Annotated in this window: 6 protein-coding genes; 2 read left to right on the top strand and 4 right to left on the bottom strand. The window is 42.2% G+C overall.

The genetic code is table 11. The features are described 5' to 3' along the window. Positions 1-263 precede the first annotated feature (263 nt). Positions 264-749: a metal-dependent hydrolase gene (locus V7O62_RS04095; RefSeq protein ID WP_406657752.1), complete on the top strand. Its 486-nt coding sequence runs from the start codon at positions 264-266 to the stop codon at positions 747-749. Between the two features lie 283 nt (positions 750-1032). On the opposite strand, the gene V7O62_RS04090 is transcribed toward V7O62_RS04095, so the two are convergent. Further along, on the bottom strand, positions 1033-1995 hold the full coding sequence (locus V7O62_RS04090; protein WP_406657751.1) for an NAD-dependent epimerase/dehydratase family protein: 963 nt from the start codon (positions 1993-1995) through the stop codon (positions 1033-1035). A 432-nt stretch (positions 1996-2427) separates the two neighbouring features. Between V7O62_RS04090 and V7O62_RS04085 the strand changes: the two genes are divergently transcribed. Then, positions 2428-3999 carry a glycosyltransferase gene (locus V7O62_RS04085; protein ID WP_406657750.1) on the top strand — a complete coding sequence of 524 codons (1572 nt, stop codon included), beginning with the start codon at positions 2428-2430 and terminating at the stop codon, positions 3997-3999. Between the two features lie 163 nt (positions 4000-4162). On the opposite strand, the gene V7O62_RS04080 is transcribed toward V7O62_RS04085, so the two are convergent. The 3 genes from V7O62_RS04080 to V7O62_RS04070 form a co-directional block, all read right to left on the bottom strand. Next, positions 4163-5473, bottom strand: a complete 1311-nt coding sequence (locus tag V7O62_RS04080; protein ID WP_406657749.1) for a right-handed parallel beta-helix repeat-containing protein — start codon at positions 5471-5473, stop codon at positions 4163-4165. Positions 5474-5991: 518 nt separating this feature from the next. After that, complete coding sequence (locus V7O62_RS04075) at positions 5992-8547, bottom strand: right-handed parallel beta-helix repeat-containing protein (RefSeq protein WP_406657748.1); 2556 nt, start codon at positions 8545-8547, stop codon at positions 5992-5994. A 657-nt stretch (positions 8548-9204) separates the two neighbouring features. After that, the gene (locus V7O62_RS04070; protein ID WP_406657747.1) at positions 9205-13725 is read right to left on the bottom strand and encodes a right-handed parallel beta-helix repeat-containing protein; all 4521 of its coding nucleotides are present in this window, start codon (positions 13723-13725) and stop codon (positions 9205-9207) included. Between the last annotated feature and the right edge of the window lie 143 nt (positions 13726-13868).

Below are 13868 nucleotides of genomic sequence, written 5' to 3'. Positions count from 1 at the left end.
TTTTTAGAGTGACAAATAAGTTTAAGTCAGAAAAGAGCCTAGATGAAGTGGGGCACGTGTGTATCTTTCTGACATAGGATCTGCTATATCTGCTATGTTATTGGTATGCTCACGTCTTGAAGTATTGCTGGTCAGTTCCGCTGATGCTTATTGCAAGCTATTGTAGATGGTTGTTGCATTCAATTACTAATCTAGCTACCGTTTTTTCACAGGTTGCTTTTTGTAATTGTTAGTTAAATATATATAAACAAGAGTTGTTCACAATGCCGTATCCTCCTACTCATCTGTTGTTTTTCGGGCTCTCGGTCCTCGTTGCCGTGATCATTTTAATAGCTACGCTGAGCTTTGAAGGGAACCTGCGTTTTCGTGACAAGGGTTTTTTAGCAGTACTGCTGATAGCTGGCGGAATAGCTGCTCTTTTCCCGGACGTATCCGCTGTCTGGAATTTTATCTTGAACGGAAATCTGAGACATAATATGATTGGTCCTTTGCCAAGTCATTCAATACTCTTTGGCCTGATTACTGTTGTCTTGGCAAGCACTCTATGTTATTTTATTTATCTGGATCGTATAAAGACTGCATCTTTGGGTTTAATGGTTGGAATAATGTTTTTCTTTCACCTGGTGTTGGACGACTTTGCAGGTGGTAATATTCCATATCTGTACCCTCTCTCTGACAGCTCTTTCAGCATCTTTGATTTCCATGTGCTTGGTTCAATCATCCAGGTAATCAGAAGCTTGCTATTTTGAATTAACAACTTCCCGGGTCAACTGAAAAACATATGCTCTAATAAGTTTTCACTTTATACTCTGAAGTAACAGTATGGAGCATATTTCACAATAAATGTGAACTAGCAGTGGTAAACCTCTTATCTGCACTGAAAATGGCGAAGGTACATACTGTGATAAATATCAAATTCTCTCTGCAGGTTTTTCGCCAGGTCCTGTCAGTAAATCCTGCTGTCTTCCTGTATACCTCTGGAAAATGTTTGCGTCCTGACAGTCTTATATTTATTATTTTATCAAGTCAGGTTCAATAGTTTTCCAGCAGTGATCTCACGGTTTCTCTGACACTCTGCTCGGAGCTCCATTTTGGTGTCCACCCCATTTGCTTTAGCTTATCTACAGAAAGCATCATCTTCGGCACATCTCCTTTCCAGCCCCTGGAGCCGCCGGTATATTTGAACTTAACATCGTTTAATCCCATTTCTTCAACAATTATCTCTCCGATACGGGTAGGGTTGGTAGCATCTTCCGAGCCAATGTTGAAAATATTAATTTCCTCATCACTTTCGGAAACCGAGAACATCATAGCATCCACACATTCTCTTACGTGCAGGTAGGATTTGGATTGCCTGCCGTCACCCAGAATCTCAAGTTCGGCATTGTTTTTTCTTAGTTTGTCTATGAAATCCACGATAATGCCATGAGTGCTCCTGTCACCAATTATATTGGCAAAGCGGAATATCCATGATCGCATCCCAAAGGTGTGCGAATAGGATGTTATCAGCCCCTCACAGGCAAGTTTGGATGCACCATACAGTGATATGGGTACTAATGGTCCGTATCCTTCTGGTGTTGGGATCTCTGCAGCTTCTCCATAAATCGTAGAGGTGGACGTAAAGGCAATTTCTTTTAAGCCTCTCTTGCGCATTGTTTCCAGAAGATTATGTGTAGCTGTGATATTCTGTTCAAAATGTACTTTGGTGTCCACGCCGCCAAGGCGAACGTCAGGGTTTGCTGCAACATGGAATACAAGGTCAATATCCTTGCATGCCGCTTCAATAGCATCAGTATCAAGCAGGTCACCTTCAATCAGCCTGAGCTTCGAATTGTTTGCATGATGTGAGATAAACTTCATCCGTCCGGAACTAAGATTATCAAAAACAGTAACATCATTTCCCATCTCAACGAGTTTGTCTGCAACATGGCTGCCGATAAATCCCGCTCCTCCGGTTACAAGCACTTTACATTTTGATAATCCGCTTCCAGTCATTTTAACACTTCGTTGCTCTTATTGGCTCTATCCTGAATTTTGATACAAGTGGATAAAATAATAACTTTATATATATCTAACTTTTCTGAAATTGAATCTGATAAAAATAAGATACGTGTTTAAGAAGCGGGTGTTTGGTAAAAAACACAACATGCTCAAAGATTGATAGTTATATGCAATTAGTGGATTAAATCCACAAAAATCAATTTGAGCACTCATATATGTTACCTATCATGCAAAGAATATAATTCTCTATTATGCTTAAATTGCCTGCATTATTCATCACCATACGATAATATTATTAATTTGAAACTCATTTTGTTACTTGGAGTGGGAATGTGAGCATGTCCTGATTGACATTGCTGGTATTTCAATCAGTGAACAGCTTGCAAAATCATACATTAATTGGAACCGTAAGAAGGGGAGTAAAATATGGGGATAACAGGTATAATACCTGCCTATAATGATGAGGCTAACATACATGACGTCATTAAAAAGGCAGGGGTATATGTTGACAATATAGTAGTGGTTGATGACGGTAGTACGGATTCTACTGCATATGTCGCAGAAAAGATGGATACTTATGTAATCAGGCATGAAGAACATAAAGGAAAAATGGAGGCTCTTAAGTCCGCTTTTAAGTTTTCAGAGCGATTCGGGGAAGGTCCTGTCCTTGTAATTAATCCGGGACAATTGTATAACTCGGAAGAGATACCGAAATTAATAGATCCTGTTATGTGGCTTGAAGCAGATGCGGTAGTGGGTTACAGCCCTTACCCTGATAATGGGTTCAGGTACGATATACAGTCGCTAATAGCAGGTAATAATGGTAATGGAAACGGTCATGTTCCTGATTCGGACAGGCAGCATTTCGTAAAGTTTCTCTATGATAATATTGGATATGCGGCATTTTCAGCCCAGTCAGCAAACTTCATGAAATTCGAGCCGGACTCTTTGCCAATGGAACTTTCTCTTGTCAAAGATGTATCGGATGCCGGAATGAAAGTGAAGGAAATTAGCGTCAACAAACTGGAGGAAGGGAACACCGACATCTTCTATAAAAATAAAATAGGTGTTGTGGTACCTGCCTATAATGAGGAAAAGCTGATCGCAATCACTGTAAATGGCATTCCGGACTATGTCAACAGGATATATGTTATCAATGACGCCAGTACTGACAATACTGCCGATGTTTTGAATTCGATCGAGGATCGACGCTTATCCGTGATAACTCATGAGGAAAACCAGGGAGTTGGTGCTGCGATCCTGCATGGTTACAAGAGGGCTTTGCAGGAAGATATGGATCTGATTGTTGTCATGGGTGGCGATAACCAGATGAATCCGGCACTTTTGCCCAACCTGCTGATGCCAATCATCCAGGGAAAAGCAGATTATACAAAGGGTAACCGTCTTAAATCCGAAGAATTCCGTGGGGGAATGAGTTCCTGGCGTCTTTTCGGAAACTCTATTCTGACTCTGATCACAAAGATAAGTAGTGGATACTGGCATGTAATGGACCCTCAGAATGGTTATACTGCAATATCAAAGAAGGCCCTGTCCAACATGGAAATCGATAGCCTTTACACTTATTATGGTTACTGCAATGATATGCTGGTGAAGCTCAATACATTCGGTTTTAAGACCCTTGATGTTTCTATGCCTGCACACTATGGTGATGAGAAATCAAGTATAAAGTACGGGAGGTATATGACCAAGGTATCTACTATGCTCCTGAAGAAATTCCTCTGGAGGCTCAAGATGAAATACTCTATTCTGAGTTTCCATCCACTTGTGTTTTTCTACGCTTTCGGGATGATTTTCCTGCCTCTGGGTGCTCTTCTGACATTGTACATACTGGTTGCAAACTTCATTACAGGCTGGTCCGTACCATCAAGTCTTCCATTGATAGATGCCCTTTTCATCATTGCAGGGTTACAGTTCCTCCTCTTTGCAATGTTGTTTGACATGAGGGAATGCTATAAGACAATGGATATTGATATCTAATGGAAAAAATTTTGTATGAATGTAGAATAAAAATAAAGGAAGGAGGTATGGTTGGCGGACAAGTATTGATCCGCCAACCACATGTCTGATCAAGTATTCGGTTGTTACGGTTTTAGCTCCTGAGGTAGCAGGAACTATGTCCGTCACTTAACGTCACCGGGTATCAGATGCCCGGAACTTCTACCGTACCATCGAAATTGTTGTTTTCAAAGGCAAGATTGCTTCCACAGGAAATAATTTCAAGTCCCTGTGTTGCACCTGATATTGGTTTCATGCTTGCAACACTATTGCCTTTTACCACTACATTGTCGGCATTCTCCAGGTTAATGCCTGTTCCTCCGACTCCGTTGATGTCGTTGTTCTCAACAGTAGCTCCATCAACGCTCTGTAGCACAATGGCACCATCATCTGAAATGAGCCAGTTATTGACGTCACGGATGGTATTATCTGCAATTTTGACATTTGTGATCGGCTTGAGGACTACTCCTCCATGTCCTCCTATGACATAGATTCCTGAGTCCTGTTTCTGACCGTTAGTGTAACCCTGGATCTGGTTACCTGTGATTGTTACGTCATGCAGGGTTTCCGAATAGCTGTCGTCGCTTGTACTATGGGAGACAGCGATTGGAATCTTACAGTCCGTGATCGTATTGTCCTCTATGAAGAGATTGCTTGAGCCGTGGCTGTCGATACCTTCCCATACGGGATTATTCTCGACGGTGTTGCTCCTGATGTAGATGAACTCCGAATATGAGTATGAGCTATCTCCTTTAGCAACGGCAACACCATAGGAGTTGACATTGATCTTCCTGGTGTTGATGTCCTTGAACAGGTTTTCTTCAACGTATACATTACTGGATTGTTTACCGATCATCACTCCACAGTAGCCGAAATCAAGGAACTCGTTGTTCTTAATTGTGATATCTTCATTGTGGTAGGATGGTGAAGTGACATCAAGGTATACGCCGTAGCTTCTGAAATTTGTGAACTTATTGCCTTCGATAAGACAGTTGTTACTGTTCTCAAATTTGATGAGTCCTACGTCACCGACAACCGGCAGGTAGGCTTCGTCTGGATCACTGAATTCGAATCCTCTGATTGTAACGTTTGTAGCATTTGATATGTTGAAGATACTGTATCCTTTAAGCACCGCATCGTTTCCAACCAGCTCTATGTTTGATTTCAGTTCAATTGGTGAACTAATTGCATATGTGCCGGAGTTGAACAGAATGATACCTTCATCAACAGCATTTACTGCAGCCTCTATGGCTTCTACGTCGTTATTTCCTTCGTATATTAGTTGTCCGTCCTTTGTGTGGACAGATGTTGTGGTGGTGTCTTTGGAAATGCTTACTTTGTAGTTGATTCCTTCAGCACCGTTCTCTTCGGCAACTGCAGGAATTGCTGTTCCTAAAGCAAAACTGAGGAACAGACAAACCATTAACAGGCTTGTAGTTTTTCTTCTATTATCCATTTTAGACCTCTCAAATTGAGTGTTTCATAACCGTTTTTCTTTGATTATTCTAGGTCATGCTGTCAAAAATAGAGTCTTGGGTCGATATTGCCCATTTGACTTGAACTGTGTATGACACTTTGGGGATAAGTGTCCGCTCTGGAGCCAATGGGTCAATTGGGGTAACTGTATTTTGTGACGAGCTCCTCGATAATATACGTTTAACTATATATATCCTTGCAGGTGCAAAAAAGGGTTTAAGTTGTTTTAAATCTATTTTAAAGCTCTTTTAGGGCTTCCTTATTAATGGTTCACTAGTTACGGCATAGATTATTAAAGTAAGTGTAAATTGCTATAATGCAACTTTCCGGAATTAGTAGGCCCCGATGCAAATTTATTATTCCGAACTACAGGAATATCCCAACTTCAGGGAATAAGGAGGTATAAAAGGCAAACATAATCTTAAGTCGGGTGAACATGGAAAAAAAGTCGGTTGAGAAGCTTGTGCCAATCAACCTTTTTCAGCTTCTCTGTTAATCTTATGCAGCTGCGCCACTGTTTCCCGAGATAATATTGTTCTCGACTACAGCATTATCGACATTGTGCATTGTCATAGCAGTGTCCACTGACAGCCATTTGTTTCTGTCTTCGATGTTGTTCCCTGAAATGGTTACCTTAAAGTAGGGCTTAATGACAGTGTTGTCATTATTGTTCCCTCCGAAGACATTAATGGCCGAATCCTGATTCTCTTCGGAGAAGCTTCCCCGTATCTTATTTCCACTAATCTTCAGGTCACGCAGGGGTACCGGATATCTGTCATCGTCATTAACCTGGGTCACAGATATTGGTATTTTACAGTCTGTAATTTCATTGTTTTCAATGAAGAGGTAATTAGCTCCGTGACTGTCAATACCCTCCCACCCTGGATTATTCTCCACGATATTGTTCCTGATATAGATGTACTCTGAATATTGGTAGGTACTGCTTCCTTTGGCAACAGCTACTCCGAAAGAGTGTTTGTTCAGGCCATTGACATCAATATCCCTGAATGTGTTTTCTTCAACGGCTATGTTCTTTGACTGCTTTCCTATCATAACGCCGGTGTAACCATAATCAAGGAATTCATTATTCCTTATGGTTATTTGCTGGTTATGATCGGACACGGAAGAAGTCATCAGGTTAATTCCATTATCCCTGAAGTTGGTGAACACATTGTCTTCAATAAGGCAGTTCTCACTGTTCTGGATGTCAATGAGGCCTGTGCTGCTGGCACGTGCGGAATAATTTTCATCAGGGCCGCTGAAGGTAAATCCCCTGACTGAGACATTGGAAACGTCCTTTAGCTGGAATATGTTGTATCCCTGAATTTTGGCGCTATCACCTATCAGTTCAATATCTGATTTGAGGACCACGGCAGAGCTGAGGGCATATGTGCCTTCGTTGAATGTTACAGTTCCCTGTTCAACTGCATTAATTGCAGTCCTGACTGCTCCATCGTCGCTGGTTCCACTGTATATGACATCTCCATTGCTGGTTTTGACAACTGTAGTATCAGCATCCTTGGATATGCTTATTCTGGAATCTGTGATTCCGAAACCGCCAATTATTGACACGGTACTGTACTCGCCAGACTCATCCCAGGTGCGGGGTTCAGGTGGAGTCAATGGTGGTGTTACCGGGGAGTTGACGGTTGTGGAGTCTGTTGTGGCGCTGAGCTTCAGAGACCCTCCGAAACTGGATTGTATCTGATTTACAAGTGTTACAGTGTATGTGTAACCTGAGTTTGCAAATCCGTGATAACCTACAGAACTATCAAATTTATTGTCTCTGATTGTTGTGCTGAAGCTCTTTTTTACGGCTGACATTTCTATACCCTTTGTCGATCCTGAGATCTGCTTGAGGTTTTGTATGTCATTGTTCTGGACAAGCAGATCGCCAGCATTCAGTAGATTGATGCCGGTTCCTCCGACGCCGGATATCAGGTTATTCTCAACGATACCACCGTAGACATCCCTCAGGACTATAGCTCCATCATCACTGATCAGCCAACTGTTAACATCCACGATAGTATTTCCCGAGACATTGATGTTAGTATATGGCTGTGCATAGTTGCGCGCACCCAGGATATGAATTCCGGAGTGTTGTTTATATGGGGAATCCATGTTCCCTTTAACATAGTTCCCTGTGATGACTATGTCGTGCACAGGTAGAGGGTAGGTACCCTGGCTGGTCTGGTAGGAAACGGCTATTGGCACTTTACAGTCCAGAACTGTGTTGTCCTGGATATAGACATGGTTGGCCCCATGGCTGTCTATCCCTTCCCATATGGGACTGTTTTCTATCCAGTTGTGCCTGATGTAGATGTACTCTGAGTGCTTGTAAGAGTTACTTCCCTTGGCAACAGCTACTCCATAAGCATTTGCATTCACAGCTCTGGTATTGATGTTCTTGAAAGTGTTATCCTCTACATAGATGTGATAGGATTGTTTCCCAACCATAACTCCGCAGTAACCGTAATCAAGGAACTGGTTATCCCTGATAACTATCTGCTCATTTCTATGGGATGTAGATCCTACGGCGACATTCACGCCATAGTCCCTGAAATTGCGGAATGTGTTGCTTTCTATCAGACAGTTGTTGCTGTTTACAATATCAATAAGTCCGGAGCCACTTGCAACCGCCCTGTATGATTGGTCAGGATTGGTGAACTCGAGTCCGCTTACTTTGACATTTGTAGCACTAGTTATCGTGAATATCTTGTAACCTTTAAGCACAGCTTCGTTTCCGACTACTTCTATGTTGGATTTCAGTGACACAGGTGAGCTGATCATATATGTTCCTGAGTCGATCAAGATAGTACCTTTGTCTATAGCGTTGACTGCAGCCTTTATGGCTCCCACGTCGTTTGTTCCCTGGTATATGACCTCTCCCTCACTTGTCTGGACAAGGTTTGTACCGGCATTTTTAGAAACGCGTATCGTGTAGTCGATTTCTTCAGATCCTTCTTTCACAGCTGCTGAAGAGCTTACTGATATACTTAAACTAAGGATCAGGAAAACCATTAACAGGCTTGTAGTTTTTCTTCTAGTATCCATTTTTTGACCTTCTCAACTTGTGTTTTTCATTAACGAGTGTTTTTTGTAATTCAGGTCAACCTGTCCAAAACATATCTATCAAGTTGTATCGTATCCTTTGGGTATCAGCAATGAAATTATTATTTCATATCCTGATGTTTTGAGAATATTATGATACAATTCATGACATATTGTGACAGGCTACTGGGTAGTATACTTTAAAGTATATATGTGCTGTCAGGACTAAAAAAAGGTCAAAGTTGGCTTAAAATCGTTTTTACGACTCTAAGTAACCTGGATTTTGTTCTAATTACTGGTTACATTGCATAGTAATTATATGTAACAAAAATGTTCTATGGACTGTAGTGTCTCTTCCTGCATAGTTTATCCATATACTGATTCTTTTTGGAAGAAGTCTGACAAATATTCTCGACTTAACGGAAAAAGTATGGTATGCAGTAACATGATCCTGCAGATAAATCTTGATGAACTCAGTATCAGGTTATTGATTAACCGGCTTATTTCTGGCTAGATGCTTAAGAATTGCTACCTGCTTCTTGCAGGTCAAAAATATGCTCTCAAAGGCAGAATATGTGGAAAAAATCTTGCCAGGCAATTAATTTCAAAAAAGAAAAAAGTTTGATCAGCAGGTGTGACCTGCTAATCATGATTTCAGCTTCAGTTCACTACGACTAGTAAACTGTCTGTGTCTTGTTGTCCTTTTATATCAGTCACAGTCAATGTGACCTCGAATTTCCCTGGTGCGGAGAACTCTTGCGACACGATTTCCCCGGTAGCCTCTTCCTGGATGCCATTAGATGCATCGAAGTCCCAGGAATATGAGACAATACCGTTATCATCGGTAGATTCCCCGCCGTCAAAGGTGAGGCTGTTTCCTGCCGGGACAACTCTGACTGCCAGGTTCGCTACCGGCGTTTCATCAACTTCTGGCTCCGGTTCGCTGAGGGTTACCAGGTCCATGCCTCCGTTGGAGGTATAGAACTTTGATGTGTCCTGGTTCATCAAGTTAACCTGATATTTGTGTCCGTCCTTGGCATCCGAATAGGCATTGTAGGTTGCAGAATCATCAAAGGTGTTGTTATTGAGCAAGATGACATTATCCTGTATGATAGGAAGCATCTTCAAACCTATTATTGAACCTGCGATCTTCTTCATGTTCTTTATTTCATTGTCCTGCAGGACTACCTCTGTGGCATCCTCCAGGTTAATGCCTGTTCCTCCTGTTCCGGAGATGTAGTTGTTATTAACAACAGCATATTTTACATGCCTCAACACAATTGCACCGTCATCTGAGAACAACCAGTTGTTGACATCAACAATGGTGTTGTCGGAGACATTTGCTCTTATGTAAGGTTGGATCACTGTTCTGGCACTATTGCGTCCTCCGAGCACGTAGATACCTGAATCCTGTTTTTCAGCAGAGAAGTTGCCTTCCAGATAGTTTCCTTTTATAGTTACATCATGGACTGGTACAGGGTATTTTCCATCGGTATTAATCTGAGCGACTGATATTGGTATTCTACAGTCTATGATTTCATTGTCCTCGATGAAAAGGTTGTTTGCACCAAGACTATCGATACCTTCCCATACCGGATTGTTCTCGATAGTATTGTTTCTGATGTAAATATTCTCGGAATACTGGTACGTGCTACTTCCCGCAGCAATTGCAACACCGTAGGAAATACCGTTCAGCTTTCTTGTATTGATGTCTTTGAACAGGTTGTTCTCAACATATACATTACTTGCCTGCTTTCCAATCATAACACCAGCGTAACCGTAGTCAAGGAATTCGTTGTCCTTTATGGTTATCTGCTTGTTGTAGCTGGAAGTTGTCGGGGTTTCCAGGTCGATTCCGTAATCCCTGAAATTGCTGAAAGTATTGTTTTCAATGAGACAGTTTTCACTGTTCTCTACTTCAACAAGACCTGTGCTACCTGAGCGTACCAGATAGGACTGGTCCGGGTTACTGAATGTAAAACCTGTTACCTTTACGTCTGTTGCATCACTGATACGGAAAATGCTGTAACCTTTGATTTCTGCATCGTTTCCGATCATTTCGATACCGGATTTCAGAGAAACCGATGAGCTGACTGTATATGTCCCTGCATTGACCAGAATAGTACCCTGATCGATCGCATTGACCGCAGCTTTTAGAGCTTCGGCATCACTGCTTCCACTGTACACTACCTCATCTGCATTTGTTTTGACGACTGTCGTTCCTGCATTCTTGGAGACACTGATATCATAGTCCGGTGCTATGACCGGCGGATCCTCAGGTTCCGTTGGAGGTGTGGTTGGTGTTTCAGGATCGGTTGGTGTATCTTCAAGAATTGTCAGGTTTATAGCTCCGTTTGAAGTATAGAACTTTGACGTATCCTGTTCTGTTACACCTACTTCGTACAGGTTTCCGTATTCGGAGTATGCATATGCATTGTAATCTGCAGAATCATCAAAAGTATTGTTCTTAAGAGTCAGGTTGAAATCCTTTGAAATCGGAAGCAATTCTATACTCTTTGTAGAACCGGAAATTTTCCTTATATCCTTGATGCTGTTATTCTGCATTATCACATTGTCCGCATTCTCCAGGTTGATGGCTGTTCCGCCCACACCTGAGATCATGTTGTCGTCAACGGAAGCTTCGTTTACGTTCTGTAACACGATAGCACCGTCATCTGAGAATAGCCAGTTGTTGACATCAACAATAGTATTTTCAGAAACTGTTACTCTCTGGTATGGCTGGAGAACCGTCCATGCGCTGTTATGTCCACCGAGCACATAGATACCGGAATCCTGCTTTTCAGCAGAGAAGTCTCCCTTCAGGTAGTTTCCTTTTATAGTTACATCATGGACTGGTACAGGGTACTTTCCATCGGTATTAATCTGAGCGACTGATATTGGTATTCTACAGTCTATGATTTCATTGTCTTCGATGAAAAGGTTGTTTGCACCAAGACTATCGATACCTTCCCATACCGGATTGTTCTCGATAGTATTGTTTCTGATGTAAATATTCTCGGAATACTGGTACGTGCTACTTCCTGCGGCTATTGCAACACCATAGGAAATACCGTTCAGCTTTCTTGTATTGATGTCTTTGAACAGGTTGTTCTCAACATATACATCACTTGCCTGCTTGCCAATCATAACACCAGCGTAACCGTAGTCAAGGAACTCGTTGTCCTTTATGGTTATCTGTTTGTTGTGGCTGGAAGTTGTCGGGGTTTCCAGGTCGATTCCGTAATCCCTGAAATTGCTGAAAGTATTGTTTTCAATGAGACAGTTTTCACTGTTCTCTACTTCAACAAGACCTGTGCTACCTGAGCGTACCAGATAGGACTGGTCCGGGTTACTGAATGTAAAACCTGTTACCTTTACGTCTGTTGCATCACTGATACGGAAAATGCTGTAACCTTTGATTTCTGCATCGTTTCCGATCATTTCAATACCGGATTTCAGTGAAACCGATGAGCTGACTGTATATGCCCCTGCATTGACCAGAATAGTACCCTGATCGATCGCATTGACCGCAGCTTTTAGGGCTTCAGCATCACTGCTTCCGCTGTGCACTAACTCTCCGTCACTTGTCTTGACAATTGTTCTACCAGAGTCCTTGTAAACACTGATGTCGTGCTCTATGCCACTGGTACTGCCTGGATCCGTGCTTTCTTCCGGAGTTGTGTCAGGTGGTGTCCCTGTTCCGGAATCCGGTTCGTTTGTGTCGTCAAGAGGACGGGGTTTTGGTGGGGTAAGTGGTGGTTCTACTGTAGAGGTAGCTGGTGTGCCCGTCTGGACGTTAAGCTTCAGGGAACCCGCAAACTTTGACGATACTTCATTGATCAGATTTACGCTGTATGTGTAGCCTGAGTTTGCATATCCGTGGTAGCCCACAGAGCTGTCAAAGTTGTTGTCTCTTATAGTTGTACTGAAGCTCTTCTGCACAGCCTGCATCTCTATACCCTTTGTAGATCCTGAGATCTGCTTGAGGTTCTTTATGTCGTTGTTCTGAACGACCAGATTGTCAGCGTTCTTCAGGTTGATACCGGTTCCTCCGACACCGGATATCAGGTTATTGTCGACGATACCGCCATTAACGTCTCTCAGGACTATGGCTCCGTCGTCACTAACCAGCCAGCTGTTAACATCCATGATCGTATTACCGGAGACATTGATGTTAGTATATGGCTGTGCATAGTTGCGCGCGCCCAGAATATGAATTCCTGAATGTTGTTTGTATGGGGAGTTCATGTTCCCTTTCACATAGTTTCCGGTAATGACTATATCATGAACCGGCAGAGGGTAACTTCCACTGGTCTGGTAGGAAACGGCTATTGGCACTTTACAGTCCAGAACTGTGTTGTCCTGGATATAGACATGGTTAGCTCCATGGCTGTCTATCCCTTCCCATATGGGACTGTTCTCTATCCAGTTGTGTCTGATGTAGATGTACTCTGAGTGCTTGTAAGAGTTACTTCCCTTGGCAACAGCTACTCCATAAGCATTTGCATTCACAGCTCTGGTATTGATGTTCTTGAAGGTGTTATCCTCCACATAGATGTGATATGATTGTTTCCAGATCATAACACCGGCGTAACCGTAATCAAGAAACTCATTGTTTCTGATGGTTATCTGCTCGTTCTTATGGGATGTAGAACTAACGGCCACGTTCACACCATAATCCCTGAAATTGTAGAATGTATTGCTTTCTATGATACAGTTGTTACTGTTCACGATGTTGATGAGACCGGAACTACTTCCAACAGACCCGTACAACTGGTCGGGACCGGTGAGCTTGAGTCCGCTCACTTTGACGTTTGTAGCACCGCTTATCGTGAATATCTTGTAACCTTTAAGCACAGCGTCATTTCCGACCACTTCTATATTGGATTTCAATGACACAGGTGAGCTGATCATATATGTTCCTGAATCTATCAGGATAACGCCACTGTTAATGGCATTGACTGCTGCCTTTATGGCTCCTACATCGCTTGTTCCCTGGTATATGACCTCTCCTTCAATTGTCTGTACAAGGTTTGTACCGGCATTTTTAGAAACGCGTATCGTGTAGTCGATCTCTTCAGAACCGTTTGTCACAGCCGCTGAGGAGATTACTGTTCCTATACTTAAGTTTAGGAACAAGAAAACCATTAGTAGGCTTGTCGTTTTTCTTCTAGTATCCATTTTTTGACCTTCTCAACTCATGTTTTTCAGTAAGAGTGTTTTTTGTAGTAATCCAGGTCAACCTGTCCAAAACACATCATAATTCGACAATAAAATAAATCCAAAGGCCCTATGGGGAAAATAAATTTCCACAAACCTCTTTT

Source organism: Methanolobus sp. ZRKC2, from assembly GCF_045291185.1.
GTDB lineage: Archaea > Halobacteriota > Methanosarcinia > Methanosarcinales > Methanosarcinaceae > Methanolobus.
The sequence above is the reverse complement of the archived record's forward strand: the minus strand, read 5'-3'. Positions and strand labels throughout refer to the sequence as shown.